The organism is Pyruvatibacter mobilis (assembly GCF_012848855.1).
GTDB lineage: Bacteria > Pseudomonadota > Alphaproteobacteria > CGMCC-115125 > CGMCC-115125 > Pyruvatibacter > Pyruvatibacter mobilis.
Genome location: NZ_CP051630.1, coordinates 606,061 through 623,892 on the forward strand (window position 1 = coordinate 606,061; position 17,832 = coordinate 623,892).

Sequence of the window (17,832 nt, forward strand, 5' to 3'; positions counted from 1 at the left end):
AGCCATCTGCTTGCGCGTAGCGGGTGTATCGTGTCGAGTATTGGGCAAGGTTTAAAGCTCCTGCGGCGTAACCCCGGAGGTACATGGGGCAGCCCAAAAGTCTTTCTGAGTGCCTTAATTTTGGCTCTTGAGATTCGTTTGATTGCTCTGGCTTGCCCAGCTCGTTCGGCGTGCGTTCGATGCCCGGCGACATTAATTCGTCGTTTGAGCCTTTTTCGGATTGCCTTTCCAAGTTCGGCCTCAAGTTCTTCTACGTCGAAGCCCTCAAGTCCTCCGGCGCTGAGCTCTAGTGACCTCCAAACCTCCGTCGGCACCGCGCGCAATAACGGTTCTTCTTCTTCAGCCAAAGTCGTACCACTCGTTGACAAGGAATCTCTGCAACCAGAGTCACTTTACACGTGCAAGTGGCTTTTACTCAGTAGTCTTTGCAATATCCAACTTATCGCTTGCCCCGCGGCCTAGCCTTCCCCAGTGCTCCCTACCTCCGCCGCACATCCTCCTGCCGCACCATCGGGTCGTCCGCCACGGCCAGTTCCGTTTCCTGCAGCCGTTTGAGTTCGTCGCGCAGCCTGGCGGCTTCCTCGAATTCGAGGTCGGCGGCGGCGTCTTTCATGCGGCGTTCGAGGTCGTCCATGTGGGTCTTGAGGTTGTGGCCGGCCAGGAGGATGCTTTCGCCGTCCTTGCCGGTCGCGCCTTCCACGCGGACGTGGTCGCGTTCATACATGCTGTCGAGCACGTCGGAGATGTTGGCCTTGACGCTTTGCGGCGTGATGCCGTGCTCCTCGTTATAGGCGAGCTGCTTCTTGCGGCGGCGTTCGGTTTCCTCCAGCGCGCGTTCCAGCGAGCCGGTGACATTGTCCGCATAGAGAATGACCCGGCCGTCCACGTTGCGGGCGGCGCGGCCGATGGTCTGGACGAGGGAGGTCTCCGAGCGCAGGAAGCCTTCCTTGTCGGCGTCGAGAATGGCGACCAGCGCGCATTCGGGAATGTCGAGGCCCTCGCGCAGCAGGTTGATGCCCACCAGCACGTCAAAGGCGCCAAGGCGCAGGTCGCGGATGATCTCGATGCGTTCCAGCGTGTCGATGTCCGAATGCATGTAGCGCACGCGCACGCCCTGCTCGTGCATGTATTCGGTCAGGTCCTCGGCCATGCGCTTGGTCAGCACGGTGACCAGCGAGCGGTAGCCCTGCGCCGCCACGTCCTTCACCTCGGCGATCAGGTCTTCCACCTGGGTGGCGACGGGGCGGATCTCGGTCACGGGGTCGGTGAGGCCCGTGGGGCGGATCACTTGTTCCACGAAGACGCCGCCGGTCTGGTCCAGCTCCCATTGCGCCGGGGTGGCGGAGACGAAGACCGTCTGCGGGCGCATGGCGTCCCATTCCTCAAACCGCATGGGCCGGTTGTCCACGCAGGAGGGCAGTCGGAAGCCGTATTCGGCCAGGGTTGATTTGCGCCGGTAGTCGCCGCGGAACATGCCGCCGATCTGCGGTACGGTCTGGTGGCTCTCATCGACGAAGATGAGCGCGTTGTCGGGGACATACTCAAACAGTGTGGGCGGCGGTTCGCCGGGCTTGCGGCCGGTCAGCCAGCGGGAATAGTTCTCGATGCCGGCGCAGGAGCCGGTGGCCTGCATCATCTCCAGGTCGAACTGGGTGCGCTGCTCGATGCGCTGGGCCTCCAGCAGCTTGCCCTGGGCGGTGAACTCGGCGAGGCGCGCCTTCAATTCCTGCTTGATGCCCTCGATGGCGCGGGCCAGCGTCGGGCGCGGGGTCACGTAGTGGCTGTTGGCGTAGACCTTGATGGCGTCGAGGCTGGCGGATTTCTGGCCGGTCAGCGGGTCGAACTCGGTGATCTCCTCGATCTCGTCGCCGAACATCGAGACGCGCCAGGCGCGGTCCTCATAGTGGGCGGGGAAGATTTCCACCGTGTCGCCGCGCACGCGGAAGGTGCCGCGCTGGAAGGCCACGTCGTTGCGCTTGTACTGGATCGCCACGAGGTCCGCGAGGATCTGGTTGCGGTCGATGCGCTGGCCCTTCTTGAGGTCGAAGGTCATCGACGTGTAGGTCTCGACCGAGCCGATACCGTAGATGCAGGAGACCGAGGCGACGATGATGACGTCGTCGCGTTCGAGCAAAGCGCGGGTGGCGGCATGACGCATCCGGTCGATCTGCTCGTTGATCGTGCTTTCCTTCTCGATGAAGGTGTCCGTACGCGGAATATACGCCTCGGGCATGTAGTAGTCGTAATAGGAGACGAAATACTCCACGGCATTGTCGGGGAAGAAGTTCTTGAACTCGCTGTAGAGCTGGGCCGCCAGGGTCTTGTTGTGGGCCAGCACGATGGCCGGGCGCTGAGTCGCCTCGATGACCTTGGCCATGGTGTAGGTCTTGCCGGAGCCGGTGACGCCGAGCAGCACCTGGTCGCGCTCATTGGCCTCCACGCCCTCGACCAGTTCCTTGATCGCCTGCGGCTGGTCGCCGGCGGGCTCATAGTCGGACGCCACCCGGAAGCGCACATTGGGCAGCGCCTTTTCCGGCCGGGCCGGGCGGTGCGGCTCATAAGGCACGTCAGGCAGATATTTGAGACCGGCGCCGGAGCCGTCGAGCTTGAAGGCTTCCTTCGGGTCCACCTCGGCGGCGGGCACGAACGACGCGCCCGGCGCTTCCGCCATGCCCCCACCGTTCTGGCCCTGAACTTCCGTGACGGCCTGGTCAGCGGGCAGGGGATAGGCGTCGGCAGTGGCGGGCGTCAAATCATCCCGCCGCGCCGCCTCACGCGCAGGCTTCTTGGCGGCCGTCTTTTTCTTTGCAGCAGTTTTGCGCTTCGGCCTGGGGGAGGTTTTCGAGGTCTCGGACATGGGAACGAATATGGTACGCCGCCCCCGGATTTGGAAGGGGCGAGATGGCAGGGGATGGCAGCAGGTCGTGCCGCTTGCGGCATTTCGCTCTGGTGCCGGGCAGGGCGCGCGGGCGTATGGTCAACCCCATGGACAGACGCCAGTTCCTTCTCGGCACGGCAGGCGCCGGTGCCCTCGCGGCAGGTGGCTACGGCTTATGGCGCGCCGCCGATGGTGAGCGCGCGGGCGCGGGGCCCGTCGAGCTGCGGGTGCGGGAGACATCGTACAGGTTCGGCGCAGACCGGCCTGAGACTGCGGGTCTGGTAAGCTTGGCGGACGGCGCGCCGCCGCCGGTGCTGCGGCTGAAGCAGGGGCAGCCGGCGCATCTGCGGCTGGTCAACGGTCTCACCGACTACACCACCATGCACTGGCACGGCATCCGCCTGCCCAATGCCATGGACGGCGTGCCCTATCTCACCCAGTTCCCGGTGGGCGAGGGGGAGGCGTTTGACTATCTCTTCACGCCACCGGATGCGGGCACCTACTGGTATCACCCCCATTGCATGACCATGCGGCAGATGGCGCAGGGGCTGACGGGCATTCTGGTGGTGGAGGAAGCCGAGGACATGGGCTTTGACGCCGATGTGCCGCTGAACCTCAAGGATTTCCGCCTCGGCGATGACGGGCAGCTTCTGCCCTATTTCACCCCGCGCGGGGCGGCGCGCGGTGGCACGCTGGGCAATGTGCTGACCACCAACTGGCAGGTTAGTCCCGTGGAAGACGTTCCGGCGGGCGGGCTTGTGCGGCTGCGGCTCGCGGCGACCGATACGGCGCGCATCTATCAGCTCGTGCTGCCGGATGTGCCGGGGCGGATCATCGCCTGGGACGGGCACCCGGTGCGTGAGGAGGTGCCGTGGCCGACGGCGGACGCGCCGCTGGCATTGTCGCCGGGGCAGCGGGTGGATGTGGCGCTGCGGATGCCGGATGCGGACGGCATTGAGCTGGCGGTGGTGGCCAGGCTCGGCTTCGGCCAGCAGGACATGGTCCGGCTGCGGACAGTGGGCGCAAGTTTGGGACGCGACATGCGGGAGGTGCCGGTGCTGCCGGCCAATCCGCTGCCGGTGCCTGATCTCGCCAAAGCCGAGATGCAGGAGCTGGTGTTCGGCTGGACGCCGGATGGCAGCGGCGCCGATAACGGGCTGTGCGGTAATTTCGGCTACAGCTTCTGGTCCATCGACCGCACGCCGTGGCCGGGGGATGCGGTTGAGGGTGTCGGGCCGGTGGCGACGCTGAAACTCGGGCGCAGCTATGTGCTGCGGCTGCGGAATGAGTCGCCCAACGCCCATCCCATTCACCTGCACGGGCTGGTGTTCACGCCGCTCCGCTCGAACCGGCGGACGCTTCCCGCCAATCCGACCGACACGGTGCTGTTGCAGCGGAATGAAGTGATCGATGTGGCGCTTGTTGCCGACAATCCCGGCGACTGGGCGTTTCACTGCCACGTCATCGAACACCAGAAGACCGGGCTGGCCGGCTATGTCCGCGTGGTGTGATGGCAGGGTCTGGCATCCGCAGCGCCTCCGCCCGCGCCATCCCCTTTTTTGAGGAGGGCGCGGGCTGAGCGTGCGGGCAGCGCGCTCGGCGTGATGCGCTGTTACGCGGTGCCGGCGGTGTAGATCAGCGCCATGGCAAGGATGGCGGCGGCCAGGGAGATGGCCAGCACGTAGCGGACATTGAGGCCGGTCTTACCCTGGCGGGCTTCCTGGCGGTCGAGCTTCAGGTCCGGATCCACATCATGGGTGGCATTCGGCTGCGTGGCGGCGCGGGCGGTTTCGGGATAGGTCACGAAGGACCTCCTTTCGGTTGCGTCGTCTGTTGCGTGCCGGTCCGCGCCGCCTGCCGTTTCCAGGTTGGTGGCGCAAACCATCCCCCCGTCACCTGAGGCGGCGGGAGGTCATGTCAAGACAACAGGCAGCCCCCCACCCATGTTCCGAGGTGTCGTGAAACGGTCAGACGCGTTTTTTTCTGCTGAGGATGTTTGTTTGATCAGGATCAATCGGATTGCAGACGCGCACCCGGGCCCGTGGCGGATTTCCGCGGATTTCGGGTAAACAAGATGCTCGTTTTGCGTGTGATTTCTGTCTTAATACTACCTTGTGTAAGTAATGACTGTCACTAAGAGCGGCAATTTTCGCGCATAGATAGTATTCATGACTGCAACTATACCTAAGGTAATAAGGTATTTAATCAAATTTTATCGCCTTCGGATGCAACCTCGTACCCGTACTCATTTGGCTGGGGGACAAACCCAATGGAGACGCAGGTCATTACTGAAAAACAGCGGCTGGCGCGGCTGGATTTCATTGGTATCGAAGATGGGCACAAGGCAGCGCTGACGGAGGTCTGGCCGCTGCTGGAGGGGAAGCTCGATGGAATTCTCGACAAGTTCTATGCCCATCTCAGCGCCTACCCGGCGCTTCAGGGTCACCTCGGCGGTGACGGCAAGATCGACTATCTGAAAAAGGCGCAGCAGGCCCACTGGCAGCTGCTATTCGGCGGCAAGTTCGGCGAAGACTATTTCGGCCGCGCCGTCGCCATCGGCAACGCCCACCAGCGCATCGGCCTGGAGCCGCGCTGGTATGTGGCCGGCTACGCGATTGTGCTCGGCGATCTTATTTCGATCGTGCGCGGGGCGGGCAAGCGCAAGAATATCGACCTCATGTGCGAAGCCGTCATCCGCGCGGTGATGCTCGACATGGAACTGGCCATCTCGGTTTACATCGAAGCGGGCGACAAGCTGCTGCGCGAAGAATTGCAGGGGCTTGCCGCCACGCTGGACGCGGAAGTGCGCGGGGCGGTGGACAATATCGTCCAGCAGACCGGTGCATTGGACACGTCCTCCACCGAGATGACCGGGGCCACGGGCCGGGTCGAAACAGCCTCTGCCTCGGTGGCCGGCGCATCGGAGGAAGCAACGACCTCCGTTGAGACGATTGCGGCGGCCACCGAGGAGCTTTCTACCAGCGTCCAGGAAGTGGCGCGGCAGATGGAAAGCACCAATGCGGCCATCACCGAAGTGACGGGGGAAGCCCAGCAGATCGCCGGGGTGGTGAGCGGCCTTAACGAGGAAGTGCAGCGCATCGGCAGCATCGTGGACCTGATCCGCGACGTGGCCGACCAGACAAATCTGCTGGCGCTGAATGCCACCATCGAGGCAGCGCGCGCCGGTGAAGCGGGCAAGGGCTTTGCGGTGGTTGCCGGTGAGGTGAAGGCGCTGGCCGCCCAGACCGGCAAGGCCACGCAGGACATTGCCGACCAGGTGGCCCGCGTGCAGACGCAGACGGGCAATGCGGTGTCGGGCATCGAGCGCATCGGCGATACGGTGAACCGGCTGCAGGCGATTGCCGCGGAAGTGGATGCGGTCCTCAAGGACCAGGGCAAGGCCACCACGGAAATCGCCGAGAACGTGCAGCAGACGGCCTCCGGCACCCGCGAAGTGTCGGGCCGGATTTCCGAAGTGGCGACGGAGATGTCGCGGCTGCAGGAAATGGCCAACGGGCTGCGTGGTGTGGCTGATGGCCTGAATGGCGCAACGTCCAACCTTCAGGAGAAGGTGGCGCAGACCATTCACAGCCTGCGTAACCATGAAGGCATGTCGCGCCGTGATGAGCCGCGGGTCACGCCGCAGCCGCCGCTTGCATCGCGCATTGATTGCGCAAGTGGTGCCATCGACACAGAGCTCTTTGATCTCAACGAAACCGGGTGCCGCGTGGCACGTGGCAAGGGCCTGGCCACGGCAACGGACATTGTCGTGCATATCCCAGGCCTGCCGGTGCCGCAGCCGGCCATCGCTGAACGCGTGGACGACGACGCGGTGTTCCTCAAATTCCGGGGTGATGAGACGGCAAGTACCGCACTGCGCGGGTATCTCGGAACGAAGCTCGGCGGGCAGACGGCTGCTGCCTGATCTCCCCCAGGCGAGCCTCTCCTGAACGGCAAAGCCCGCATCCCTGGACTGGGGTGCGGGCTCTTGCTTGCCGGGCCCGGTCAGAGACCGGCGCGGAAGATCAGGTGATGATGAGCAGGGCCAGGCCTGCGGCCAGCATCGCGATGCCGCCCCAGATATGCATGATGCAGGCGCGGCTTTCGCCCTTGCGGCACGATTTGCTCTCGCCTGTGGTGTCGTGGCGGTCTGCTACGGTCACGTATGCCTTCCTTTCGGTCGCCTTGCCCCTTGCGCCCGCCGCACTGCCCCGTGCGGCCCGGATCTCTGTCCGCTCAGATGGATGCGGGGTCAGCCCTCGGGCTTCTCTCGCACACCGCACCTGGTGCGTCAATCTGCCATTGAGGTGGTGCGCCGCGGCAATGACTTCAAGCATAATCCACATGACAAACCGGTCATGTGGGGCTTTCGGGGCGGCAGAATTCAGGTTGGGTGAACAGGTGGTTAAGGCGGCACAGCCCGGGCGAATCGCTAAAGGACTTCTCGAGCCCGGGGAGTGGGTGCGGGCCCGCGCCGGGCTGGGGCGGACGGCCTATGCCCCGGCTGTCGCCATCGGTGTGCTGTGGAGTGTCGTGGGGCTGTGGGCGCTTGTCGCCGGGCTCGGCGCGCTGGCGCTTCTGGCCGCGGCGGTTCTGCTGGCAGCGGTGCCGGGGCTGCTGGTGTGGGCGCTGCTGCGCCGCCGCGCGGGCATGGTGCTACTGACGGATCAGCGGCTGATCGTCGTGGAAGGGCCGTGGCCGCGGCGGGTGGAGGCCGTGCCATTGCCGACGCTGGACCGGCTGCATGTACGCCGGGCGCGGCTGCGGTGGCCGGGGTCACGCACCGCAAGCCTCGTCGTGGTGCCGCTGCGGGATACGGAACCGCAACCCTTCATGGTGCATGATGTGGCTGAAGCAGACTCGTTCGCCCGGCAGGTGCTGGCAGTGGCCGGCAGTCCAGGCGGCGATGTGTGAGAGCCGGAAACAGGCTCGGGAGGAAACCCATGTTGATCGTGTCAGGCACCGCCAAGTTCAAATCGGCGGAAGAAATGGACCGGCTGATGGAGGTGGGCCAGCGCATGGTGGAGGCAACCCGGCAGGAGCCGGGCTGCCTCGATTATGGCTTTGCCCGTGACATCAGCGACGACTGCACCTTGCGCATCTACGAGGTGTGGGTGGATGACGTGGCGCTGGAAGATCACTTCAAGACGCCGCACATGAAGGACTTCACCGCCGCGCTGGGCGGTGCGAAAGTGACCTTCGTCTCGCTCAAGTCCTATAAGGTATCGGATGTGCGGGACATGATGTGACCGGCGTCCGGTGATGCGGTCCCGCCCCAACAAGAAACAGGGGAGGGGGTTGTATGCCGCTGGAGCCGATTGCGCTTGAAACACTCGAGAAGCGGGGCCTGGGCCTTGCGCGCTGCGAAGATGTGGTGGTGGCCCGTGACGGCCGCGTCTGGGCATCGGACCAGCAATCCGCCTGCGCGGAAATCCTGGCCGATGGCAGCCTGCGCCGGGTGGGGGCTGCGGGCGGGGCGCCCAACGGCATCAACATGGATGCCGAGGGACGCATCCTGATCGCCAATTTCGGGGTCTATGTGGGCGAAGACGGGCCGCTGCAACGGCTCGACACCGGGACGGGCACAATCGAGGTTCTGGCGTCCGAAGTGGACGGGCAGCGGCTCACCGCCTGCAACTATCCGACCGTGGCCCGCGACGGCACCATCTATTGCACGCACTCGACCTTCGCCATGCCGTGGCCCAAGGCGCTGGACGGACGGACCGACGGGTTCGTGTTCCGCGTGACGCCGGACGGGGCGGTGGAGAAGCTGGCGGACGGGCTCAAATTCGCCAATGGCTGCGCACTCGATGCGGACGAGAGCTACCTCTATGTATGCCAGACGGCGGGCGGCAATGTGGTGCGCTTTCCCGTTGAGGCGGACGGGCGGCTGGGGGCAATGGAGCCCTATGGCCCGGTGCTCGGCACTTTCCCCACGGCGCAGGCGGACCCGGATAATCTGCCGACGCCCGCCGACATGGCGGACTGGCCGTATACGGATGGATGTGCGTTCGACGTTGAAGGCAATCTCTGGGTGACGCTGCCCGCGGCCAACAAGATCGTTGCCATCACGCCTGCGCAGGAGATGGTGACGCTCATTCACGACCCCACCGGCACGCTGATGAATGACCCCACCAATGTGTCCTTTGGCGGCGCGGACATGCGCGACGTCTATTTCGGCTCCATCGCCACCGATTACGTGCTTAAGGGCCGCAGCCCGGTGGCGGGTATGAAGCTTGCGCATCAGCGATAGGGTGGAGGCTGGCATGTCCGGCATGATCGAGTTTGACGCAGCCGCCGCCAAGGCGGTGGAAGCAATGTATCTGACGCCTGACGTCGTGGGGCAGCGGACCCATGTGATGGCGGCGATGGGGCTGCGGCCGGGCATGGCGGCGCTGGATATCGGCGTCGGGCCGGGGCTTCTGGCCCATGACATGGGCAAGGCCGTGACGGCGGCGGGCAGCGTCACCGGCGTCGACATGTCACGCGCGATGGTGGCGATGGCCGCTGAGCGCTGTGCGGACATGGACTGGGTGACGATCGAGCACGGGGAAGCGGAGCAGCTGCCCGTGGCGTCCGGCAGCATGGACGTGGTGGTATCGACCCAGGTCTACGAATATGTGACCGACATGGGGGCAGCGCTGCATGAGGCCAAGCGGGTGCTCAAGCCCGGCGGCAGGCTGGTGGTGCTGGACACGGACTGGGATTCCATCGTCTGGCATTCCTCCAACCGCGAGCGCATGGAGCGGGTGCTGAAGGTGTGGGATCAGCACCTGGCCGACCCGCATCTGCCGCGGAAGCTGCCGGCGCTGCTGCACGATGCCGGGCTCGTGGTGACCCGCCGCGAGCTGATCCCCCTGTTCAACCCGGACTGGAATCCGCACAGCTATTCCGCCGGGATCATGATGGGCATCCTCAACTTCGTCTCCGGCCGGGACGGCATCTCCGAGGACGAAGCGCGGGCCTGGGCCGATGACCTTCAGGCGCTGGGCCGGGAGGGGCACTACTTCTTCTCGCTGAACCGGTATCTGTTCGTCGCCGTGAAGGGGTGAGTTTCCTCAGAACCTCCCCCAATCCCGCCTTCTTTCCCCTCTCCCCTTGCGGGAGAGGGAGGGGCCCGCCGCGCAAGCGGTGGGAGGGTGAGGGGGCAGCAGCGGTGGCGTCTTGTTTCTAACTCTCGGTGTGGCTGAGAGGTCCACGCCCCTCACCCGGTGCTGCGCACCGACCTCTCCCGCGAGGGGAGAGGTGATTTGTTGCAAGCAACCTTATTCCCGCCTTCCCTCCGGCTTGACCGGAGGGTCTCCCTCGACACGGCAGAGCCACCGAGAGATCCTCCGGTCAAGCCGGAGGAATAGCGGGAGTATTTTCTAAGGGGGTGCGCCAGACTCCCTCTCGCCCAAAAAAGAACCGGCGGCGGCTTGTTGGGAGCCGCCGCCGGCCTTTCGCCTTGGGCTGATGCGGGTGGATACTGAGGGCGGGTCCCCGGGGGCGGCGCCGTCGGCTCCCTGCGAAGGGGATCCGGGACGGGAGCCGGGACGCCGGCCGGTTATCCTCAGTTTGTCCGCATTGCCTCGGGCGAAACCGGATCAGGTGTGAGGGACGCGAGCGCAGGGGCCGGGCCGCTTGCTTGCAGTGCGTCCGTTTTTTCCGCGAGCACCACGTAGCGCAGCGGGCCCTGCGTGCGAGCATCGAACGGGTAGCAGGTGATCAAGGCGAGTTTTTGACCTTCCGTATGCGGATCAAGCCCAGATTGGTCCCAGCGGACAATTTTCGTGCCGGTCACGGTGAAGTGATGGGCCGTGCCGTCGGCATTGGTGACGGTGATCGGGTCGCCAGGCGTCACGTCTTTGAGAAACGCAAAATGGGTGTCGCGGTGGGCGGCGATCATGGCCATGCCGCGGGCGCCGGGACGGGGGGTGCCGGCCATGTGGCCGGGACCCCAGGCCATGGCTTCGCCGAAGGCGCCCGCCAGCACGATGGCGCTTTCACCCTGCATGGGCGCTGAGACGCGGGCGACGGGCCAGGTGTCAGCCCAGCTCCAGGGCTTGACCGGTGCGCCGGTCTCAAGCGTCTGGGCGAAGGCGTGCTCCAGCATCACCTGGCCCACGAGCGCCTTTGCGTCGATATAGAGGCTTGCCGCCAGCGCCGATGCGCCGCCCAGGAGCAGCGCACCGGCTGTGAGGCCGAGCAGGGTGCGGCGCGCGATCATGCGGGCCGGCCTGTCTTTTCGTCCCGCCGGATCAGCACCAGCAGCAGGATGCCGAGGCCGATCAGTGCAGCGCCGATGAGGAACAGCAGCGGGGCAGGGGTGGACCCTGCGGGCAGGGGCACGCCGGCCTTGGCGGCTGCGGGGGCGGGCGGTGCGGCGGCCACTTTCAGCACCTGCCAGGGTGATGCGGCCTGCGATGCGCCGGGCGCTGCATCAGGTGTCACCGAGGCGCGGGTCTGGATGACGGTGGTGTCGGGGCCGAAGACCTTCTCGAAGTTCCAGCCGTCGGGCAGGTTGAGCGGCACTTCAGCTGAGGCCAGGTCCTCGCCGGTGGGGCGCGAGGGGGTGACATCGACGGCGACAAGGCTCGTCAGGCGGCTGACCAGATGATGGTCGAGGGCGGTTGCCAGCAGTTCCTTGTCGGTTGTGTCCCAGTCGCCGCCCGCATAGCGGAAGCCTTCGAGCGACGCGATCTTGCGGCGGGCCCAGAGCTTGGCGATACCGTCGCCTTCCTGCGCCCTGGCCAGCGGCAGGCGGACGAGCCAGGGGGTGGTGCCCTGGGCTGCGGCCATGGTGCCGCCCAGTTCCAGCATGTCGCCGGGCTCCGGCAGGCGCGCCAGCCGCGCGGTCAGCACGATGGGTTCGCCCTTGTAGAGATCCGGCAGCGGGTTGGGCCAGGCTTCGTTGAGGAGGCGGGCGGGCCAGTCCATTTCGAGGCCGGTGATGACCGGGGTCTCCAGCTTCTCGAACAGCTGCGCCATGCGGCTCGTGATCTGCTCGGCGGTGCCGATATGGGTGAAGGCTCCCCGGCCGACTTCCGCCGCGCGGGTCATGAAGAAGGAGTTGGGCGCCGAGCCGATGCCGACGGTGAACAGGCGCGAGCGGCCGAGACGCTGGGAGATGGTTTCAAACAGCTGCACCTCGTTGCCGATGGCCCCATCAGTGAGGAACACCACCTGGCGCAGGCGCTGGGTGTCGCCGGGATTGGCATCAGCGAGCGCCGCCTCGAGCGGGGCCAGCATCTCGGTGCCGCCGTCGGCCTCGAGCGCCGACACGAAGGCGCGGGCGATGTCGAGGTTTTCGCGGTCGGCGCGCTGGGCGGACGGGAACACCATGTCATAGGTGTCGTCAAAGCGGATCACGTTGAAGGTGTCGTCCGTGTCGAGCCGGTCGAGCGCCATCAGGAGGCTCTTCTTTGCCTGGTCCATGGAGGGGCCGGACATGGAGCCTGAATTATCGATGATGAAGATCACCTCGCGCGGGCCCGCGTCGGGCAGGGCGGTGCCGGTGGGCGGGGTCAGCATCAGCAGCAGGTAGGGCGTCTCGTTGCCGGACGCATCCTCCGCCGTTTCGATGAACAGGGCCGCGCCGGGGGCTGCGCCGTCCTTGGCGCGCCAGGTCAGTTCAAAGTCGCGGTCGGCGGGCACCTGGCCGTTGGGGGCGTCGAGGGTCAGCTTTGCCGAGGTCTTGTCTTTCTCAAGCGTCACCTCGTGGTGGTGGCTCGTGACGTCGCCAAGGGCAAAGCCCGCGGCCAGGGAGACGGAGAGTGTGACCGGGTTCGACTTGCCGTCGGTTTCTGGGTTCAGCACCGGCGGGGAGATGCGGTTGCGGTCCGGCACGGGATCGGAGATCGCGGCAAAGCCCGTGGTTTCGCCGTTGGGGCCGGTCGCGAAATCCACCATGTGCACGCTGGGCTGCGGCATGTAGCGAGGGGCGACCACCATGGGGAAGCGGATTGCGTACTCGCCCTGATCGACGGTCACGGTTTGCTGATAGGCGATCTGCACCACGACCATTTCACCAGGGCCGATATTGGCGACCGAATTGGTGAAAAGGTTGGGGCGCTCCTGCTCAACCAGCGACGCCTTGATGCCCTGTTCCTTGGCATCCTCGTAGATCTGGCGGGCTTCCTGCTTCTCCTTCACCTTGCCTTCGATGAAGCGGTCGCCGATCTGCATGCGCAGGGTGTCGACGGCGGCGTCATCCGGCAGGGGGAAGACATAGATGCCTTCGACCCAGCCGTCGGTGGGGTTGAAGAAGCGCTGGGTGACGGTGCCGCGGGCGATGATGCCGGTGATGTCGAGATCAACGTCGGTCGCCACCAGCGGGGCCTGCACGTAACTGCCCGGTGTCTGGGTCTCGAACAGAAGCGCCCCGGAGGTCATGTCACCGGGGCGGACGGTCGCAAGTCTTGGCGCGGCTGGCTTTGTGGAGGCTTCCTGAGCGGTGTCCTGGGCAAGAGCCGCGATCGACAGGCTACCGGACTGGGCGAGTGCCGCGACAATGAAGGTGGCGATGATCGCCAATGCGCGGAGCACATAGGTCACGGCTTCCAGCCGCAGAGATACATGTGTGGGTACGGTCGTGCCTGCCATCGGTCTCCCCTCCATCTGGCGCCGCCGGCCATCCCGGGCCGGATCGGTATGAGGGCAGTTGGCCACCGCAATGGGGCCAGAGCGCGCAGCCTTTGTGGCAAGGCGCGGAGCATTTTGGGGCAAGTTTGTGGCGCGGGCGGATGGGGGGCTGCGCGGGATTGTGCACGCTGCGGCAAGCGGGGAGGCGAGTGGACCCTCCGGTCAAGCCGGATGGATGCGGGGAAAATATCCCTCTCCCCCCTTTCGGCGGCTTGTCCGCCGGAAGCGGACAAAGTGCGGGAGAGGGAGGGGCCCGCGGGCGTCAGCCCGTGGGAGGGTGAGGGGGCGGCAGCGGCGGCGTTTGATCTCTGACGGTTCTGATGGCGGAGATGTCCACCCCCTCACCCGGTGCTGACGCACCGACCTCTCCCGCAAGGGGAGAGGTGACTTGATCCGGCGCTGCGGGGGGCTCTCCGCTTTCCTGCACGGGGCCTCAGGGGCGCCAGTCCATGCCGACGAAGCGGGGCGTTGTGGCGGTGCGGGCGAGCCAGGCGCGGATGTTGGGGAAGTCTTCGAGGGAGAAGCCGCCTTCGTGGGCTACGTGGGTGTAGGCATAAAGGGCGATGTCGGCGATGGAATAGATGTCACCGGCGAAGAAGGGGGCTTCGGCCAGGCGCTGCTCCATGACGCCGAGGGCCGCGTAGCCGCGGTCCTCGATCTGGCCGGGGACGGCCTCGGGCGGCTCCTTGCCTTCGAGATGACGCCAGTAGCGGGCAACGGCGATATAGGGTTCGTGGCTGTACTGCTCGAAGAACATCCACTGGAACACCAGCGCGCGGGCGTAGCGGTCGGCGGGGATGAGGTCGGTGCCTTCGGCCAGATAAGCGAGCATGGCGTTGGACTCGGCGAGGAAGCGGCCATCGGGCAGCTCCAGCAGGGGCACGCGGCCGTTGGGATTCCTGGCCATGAAGGCCTCGGTGCGGCTTTCACCCTTCATGATGTCGACATCCACCAGCTCGAAATCGAGGCCGAGCTGATGCAGCGCCACGCGGGGCTTCCAGCAATTGCCGGAGGACTGCATGTGGTAGAGGCGATAGGTCATGGCCGGGGTCCTTTCAGGGATATGTGATCCGGCGTCAGCGCTCAGGCGCCTTCCAGATAGGCGTTGAGGGTTTCCGCCGCCGGGCGGATGAAGCGTTCCTCGACGGCGGCGAAACCGAGCATGAGGCCGGGCCGCCAGTTGCGCTCGTCCAGCGTGTAGCGGCCCAGCGGGGCGGCGGCGATGCCGCGCTTCACGAGGTCCGACGCCATGGCTTCGTCGTCGCGGCGGTGCTTGAGGAAGGCTGGCATCTGCATGCCGGCCTCGCGCACCTGCGGCTCCAGCGTGCCGGCGGCGACGTCATGCAGCGTGTCCACCAGCATCTGGCGGCGGGTGTCGTAGAGCTTGCGCATGCGGCGGGTGTGGGCCTCGTAGTGGCCTGCGGCCATGAACTCCTTCAGGGCCAGTTGCGGCAGGCCGGGGGCCGAGTGGCCCGTGTTGCGGATCGCCTTGCGGAACGCATCCGCATGGTCGCGCGGCACCACGAGGTAGCCGAGGCGCAGGCTGGGGAAGAAGGTCTTGGAGAAGGTGCCCACATAGAGCACGCGCCTGCCGCCATCGAGGCCCTGCAGGGAGGACAGGGGACGGCCGTGATAGCGGTACTCGCTGTCGTAGTCGTCCTCGATGATCCAGGCGTCCGCATCCTCGGCCAGTTCAAGCAGCTCCAGCCGCCGGGCCAGCGACATGGTCATGCCCAGGGGGAACTGGTGGGACGGGGTGACATAGATGACGCGCGGCCGGGCGCCCATGCGGCGGGCCGTGCGCACATCCATGCCTTCCTCGTCCACCGGCACGGGCACGAGATTGGCCCCGGCGCCGATGAAGGCGCCGCGCGCGCCGCCATAGCCCGGGTCCTCGATCCAGACCGGGTCCTGCGGATCAATCAGCATGCGGGCGGCAAGGTCGAGGCCGGCCTGGGTGCCGGCGGTGACGATCACCTGGTCCGCCTCGCAGACAACACCGCGGGCGAGCTTGACGTGGGCGACAATGGCTTCGCGCAGATCGGCCAGCCCATCCGGGTCGGAATAGTCACCGACGGCGCGGATGTTCTTGGCGCAGCGGGCGGAGATGCGCGTCCAGCTGGCCAGCGGGAAGGCGTCAAACGCCGGAATGCCAGGCTGGAATGCATAGCCGAACCTGCCCGGCGGCGGCGGCACGGGGCGCAGGGCGCCTGCGAGGTCGCGGCCGCGGCGGGAGAGCGGCGGCGGCGGGGCGTCCTCCGCCGGGGTGTTCTCCGCGTTCGTGGTGAGCAGCATGTCGGGCGCGATGGGGGCGACGCGGGTGCCGGAGCCGACGCGGGCTTCCAGATAGCCTTCGGCGATCAGCTGGTCATAGGCATCGGCCACCGTGTTGCGGCCGATGCCGAGTTCTGCCGCCAGCGTGCGGGTGGCGGGCAGGCGGGTGCCCGGCGGGGTGCGGCCCGCCAGAATGCCCGCGCGCAGGGCCTGGGCCAGCTGCGCGTGCAGGGGCAAATCGGCGGACCGGTCCAGCGTCAGACCGGGCAGGGTGGTGAGGATGTTTTCCACCATGATGCGTGTCCCCATTTGTAGCGGCGGTGGTAGCGGTGGCAGTTTTACGCCGGGCAAGCTTATTGGCTCCGCAGTTTCGGCATAATTGGTGCTCATTGCCAAGCCATTTTGGACCTACTGCATGGCTGCTATTCACGGAGAGAGCCATGCCAAAGCTGATCGAGAGCCCCGCGAGTGCCAGCCATTACGGTCGCAGCCGGGAAACGAAGATGCGCGTTGCCAAGCGGGCGGAGTATGGGCGCGAGGCGGTGCATGCCATCCTGGATGAGGGCTACGTGGCGCATATTGCCTTTGTGACCGGCGGCAAGCCCGTGTGCATTCCCATCTTCTATGTGCGCGACGGGGAGAGCCTGCTGATCCATGGCAGCCGCAAGACGCGGATGTTCACGGAACTGGCGTCCGGCCTGCCACTGTGCGCCACGGTCACCCATCTGGACGGGCTGGTGCTGGCGCGGTCGTGGTTTCATCACTCGATGAACTACCGCTCGGTGATGGTGCATGGCGCCGCCGAGGAGGTGCGTGACGAGGCCGCGCGCATGCAGGCCATGTGGCTGTTCATGGAACGGATCGCCGAGGGCCGGGCCGATGGCTCGCGGGCACCGAACGCGCAGGAAATGAAGGCCACCATGGTGCTGCGCATTCCGCTTGAAACGGCGGTTGCCAAGGTGCGCACCGGCGGGCCGAATGACGACGCCGAGGACATGGACCTGCCCTATTGGGCCGGCGTCGTGCCCATGGAGACGCGTCATCTGGCACCGGAGGTATCGGCTGACATGCAGGTGGATGCGGAGGTGCCGGAGGGCGTACTGGCGCGCTGCCGGTAGGGGCGCTGCAAAGGGGGCACCCCCTGCGACATCTTCGTCCTGCGGCCTTGTGCCGTCCTGCAAATCCCGCGTGCCGAACCAGCTTTTCAGATGTGGCCGGAGGCATGTCCGCGTCCGGCGAGCAGCTTGAAAGGAGCAGGCCATGACTGATCGCGTCAGCACCCCATCCCCGGTAAATCCGCATTTTGCGCCGGCTGATCTGGGCGACCGGGTGGCGCTCGGCTTCGTCAAGCTGCTGCGCTTTGTGGCCGATACGTTTTTTGCCAAGCGGTACGGGCACCGGGCGGTGGTGCTGGAGACGGTGGCCGCCGTGCCGGGCATGGTGGCGGGGCTGCTGCAGCATCTGCGGTCGCTGCGGCGGATGGAGGATGATGACGGCTGGATCCGCGAATTGCTGGATGAGGCCGACAATGAGCGGATGCATCTGCTCACTTTCGTGAAGATCGCCCAGCCCAGCCTGCTGGAGCGGATGTTGATCCTGTTCACCCAGTTCGTCTTCTATAACGCCTACTTCTTCCTCTATCTCGCCTCGCCGAAGACGGCGCATCGGGTGGTGGGCTATTTCGAGGAAGAGGCTGTGACCAGCTACACGCGCTATCTGGCCGAGATCGATGCGGGGCGGCATGAAAACGTGCCCGCGCCGGACCTTGCCATCGAGTATTGGGACCTTGCGCCCAATGCCCGGCTGCGTGATGTGGTGATCGCGGTGCGGGAGGATGAAGCAGGCCACCGGGACCGCAACCACGCCTTTGCCGATACGCTGAAGCGTGGCGAGCAGCCGCGGGGGCAGTCTCAGGGGCAGGGGCAACTGGAGGGCGCCTGACCGCCTCCCGGCCGGGGCCCGCGCTCATGCTGTTGCGGGCGCGGGAGAGGGCAGGTGATGACCCTGTTTCATCACATGTTTGGTGTGCGGGTTTCCCGGTTGCGGGCGGTCAAGGG

15 protein-coding genes are annotated in these 17,832 nt (G+C 66.0%); 8 read left to right on the forward strand and 7 right to left on the reverse strand.

What is annotated here, in order from left to right:
* Positions 1-478: 478 nt before the first annotated feature.
* Positions 479-2,857, reverse strand: a complete 2,379-nt coding sequence (gene uvrB, locus HG718_RS02855) for an excinuclease ABC subunit UvrB (protein WP_160588994.1) — start codon at positions 2,855-2,857, stop codon at positions 479-481.
* Positions 2,858-2,985: 128 nt separating this feature from the next.
* On the opposite strand from uvrB, the gene HG718_RS02860 reads away from it, so the two are divergent.
* Positions 2,986-4,389, forward strand: a complete 1,404-nt coding sequence (locus HG718_RS02860; protein WP_160588993.1) for a multicopper oxidase family protein — start codon at positions 2,986-2,988, stop codon at positions 4,387-4,389.
* A 101-nt stretch (positions 4,390-4,490) separates the two neighbouring features.
* Here HG718_RS02860 and HG718_RS02865 read toward each other — a convergent pair whose 3' ends face one another.
* The gene (locus HG718_RS02865) at positions 4,491-4,682 is read right to left on the reverse strand and encodes a hypothetical protein (protein ID WP_160588992.1); all 192 of its coding nucleotides are present in this window, start codon (positions 4,680-4,682) and stop codon (positions 4,491-4,493) included.
* 465 nt (positions 4,683-5,147) lie between these two features.
* Between HG718_RS02865 and HG718_RS02870 the strand changes: the two genes are divergently transcribed.
* Positions 5,148-6,803 (forward strand): globin-coupled sensor protein, encoded by a 1,656-nt coding sequence (locus HG718_RS02870; protein WP_160588991.1) that lies wholly within the window; start codon positions 5,148-5,150, stop codon positions 6,801-6,803.
* A gap of 100 nt (positions 6,804-6,903) precedes the next feature.
* Here the strand turns inward: HG718_RS02870 and HG718_RS02875 are convergent, their stop codons facing one another.
* The gene (locus HG718_RS02875) at positions 6,904-7,041 is read right to left on the reverse strand and encodes a hypothetical protein (RefSeq protein WP_160588990.1); all 138 of its coding nucleotides are present in this window, start codon (positions 7,039-7,041) and stop codon (positions 6,904-6,906) included.
* Between the two features lie 298 nt (positions 7,042-7,339).
* On the opposite strand from HG718_RS02875, the gene HG718_RS02880 reads away from it, so the two are divergent.
* Genes HG718_RS02880 through HG718_RS02895 form a run of 4 tightly spaced genes read left to right on the forward strand, consistent with a single transcriptional unit; the run spans position 7,340 to position 9,930 of the window.
* The gene (locus HG718_RS02880) at positions 7,340-7,792 is read left to right on the forward strand and encodes a hypothetical protein (RefSeq protein WP_160588989.1); all 453 of its coding nucleotides are present in this window, start codon (positions 7,340-7,342) and stop codon (positions 7,790-7,792) included.
* A gap of 29 nt (positions 7,793-7,821) precedes the next feature.
* Complete coding sequence (locus HG718_RS02885; RefSeq protein ID WP_160588988.1) at positions 7,822-8,127, forward strand: putative quinol monooxygenase; 306 nt, start codon at positions 7,822-7,824, stop codon at positions 8,125-8,127.
* A gap of 53 nt (positions 8,128-8,180) precedes the next feature.
* Entirely contained in the window at positions 8,181-9,131 is a 951-nt protein-coding gene (locus HG718_RS02890; RefSeq protein ID WP_160588987.1) for an SMP-30/gluconolactonase/LRE family protein, read from the forward strand.
* A 13-nt stretch (positions 9,132-9,144) separates the two neighbouring features.
* Positions 9,145-9,930, forward strand: coding sequence for a methyltransferase domain-containing protein (locus HG718_RS02895; protein WP_160588986.1), 786 nt, complete (start codon positions 9,145-9,147; stop codon positions 9,928-9,930).
* Positions 9,931-10,430: 500 nt separating this feature from the next.
* On the opposite strand, the gene HG718_RS02900 is transcribed toward HG718_RS02895, so the two are convergent.
* The 4 genes from HG718_RS02900 to pdxR form a co-directional block, all read right to left on the reverse strand.
* Complete coding sequence (locus HG718_RS02900; RefSeq protein WP_160588985.1) at positions 10,431-11,087, reverse strand: class GN sortase; 657 nt, start codon at positions 11,085-11,087, stop codon at positions 10,431-10,433.
* Entirely contained in the window at positions 11,084-13,462 is a 2,379-nt protein-coding gene (locus HG718_RS02905) for a marine proteobacterial sortase target protein (RefSeq protein WP_160588984.1), read from the reverse strand. The genes HG718_RS02900 and HG718_RS02905 overlap by 4 nt, the downstream gene beginning before the upstream one ends.
* Positions 13,463-13,934: 472 nt before the next feature.
* Positions 13,935-14,543, reverse strand: a complete 609-nt coding sequence (locus HG718_RS02910; protein WP_160588983.1) for a glutathione S-transferase family protein — start codon at positions 14,541-14,543, stop codon at positions 13,935-13,937.
* 41 nt (positions 14,544-14,584) lie between these two features.
* Positions 14,585-16,069, reverse strand: a complete 1,485-nt coding sequence (gene pdxR, locus HG718_RS02915; protein ID WP_160588982.1) for a MocR-like pyridoxine biosynthesis transcription factor PdxR — start codon at positions 16,067-16,069, stop codon at positions 14,585-14,587.
* 146 nt (positions 16,070-16,215) lie between these two features.
* Between pdxR and HG718_RS02920 the strand changes: the two genes are divergently transcribed.
* Both HG718_RS02920 and HG718_RS02925 read left to right on the forward strand, forming a co-directional pair.
* Positions 16,216-16,893 (forward strand): pyridoxamine 5'-phosphate oxidase family protein, encoded by a 678-nt coding sequence (locus HG718_RS02920; RefSeq protein WP_160588981.1) that lies wholly within the window; start codon positions 16,216-16,218, stop codon positions 16,891-16,893.
* Between the two features lie 142 nt (positions 16,894-17,035).
* Positions 17,036-17,716 carry an alternative oxidase gene (locus tag HG718_RS02925; RefSeq protein ID WP_160588980.1) on the forward strand — a complete coding sequence of 227 codons (681 nt, stop codon included), beginning with the start codon at positions 17,036-17,038 and terminating at the stop codon, positions 17,714-17,716.
* The last annotated feature ends 116 nt before the right edge of the window (positions 17,717-17,832 follow it).

Excerpts from the sequence above, each read along its gene's own strand:
- HG718_RS02925 (WP_160588980.1), top strand. The coding sequence starts at position 17,036 with ATGACTGATCGCGTCAGCACCCCATCCCCGGTAAATCCGCATTTTGCG.
- HG718_RS02885 (WP_160588988.1), top strand. The coding sequence starts at position 7,822 with ATGTTGATCGTGTCAGGCACCGCCAAGTTCAAATCGGCGGAAGAAATG.
- HG718_RS02895 (WP_160588986.1), top strand. The coding sequence starts at position 9,145 with ATGTCCGGCATGATCGAGTTTGACGCAGCCGCCGCCAAGGCGGTGGAA.
- HG718_RS02870 (WP_160588991.1), top strand. The coding sequence starts at position 5,148 with ATGGAGACGCAGGTCATTACTGAAAAACAGCGGCTGGCGCGGCTGGAT.
- pdxR (WP_160588982.1), bottom strand. The coding sequence starts at position 16,069 with ATGGTGGAAAACATCCTCACCACCCTGCCCGGTCTGACGCTGGACCGG.
- HG718_RS02905 (WP_160588984.1), bottom strand. The coding sequence starts at position 13,462 with ATGGCAGGCACGACCGTACCCACACATGTATCTCTGCGGCTGGAAGCC.
- HG718_RS02920 (WP_160588981.1), top strand. The coding sequence starts at position 16,216 with ATGCCAAAGCTGATCGAGAGCCCCGCGAGTGCCAGCCATTACGGTCGC.
- uvrB (WP_160588994.1), bottom strand. The coding sequence starts at position 2,857 with ATGTCCGAGACCTCGAAAACCTCCCCCAGGCCGAAGCGCAAAACTGCT.
- HG718_RS02890 (WP_160588987.1), top strand. The coding sequence starts at position 8,181 with ATGCCGCTGGAGCCGATTGCGCTTGAAACACTCGAGAAGCGGGGCCTG.
- HG718_RS02910 (WP_160588983.1), bottom strand. The coding sequence starts at position 14,543 with ATGACCTATCGCCTCTACCACATGCAGTCCTCCGGCAATTGCTGGAAG.
- HG718_RS02860 (WP_160588993.1), top strand. The coding sequence starts at position 2,986 with ATGGACAGACGCCAGTTCCTTCTCGGCACGGCAGGCGCCGGTGCCCTC.
- HG718_RS02900 (WP_160588985.1), bottom strand. The coding sequence starts at position 11,087 with ATGATCGCGCGCCGCACCCTGCTCGGCCTCACAGCCGGTGCGCTGCTC.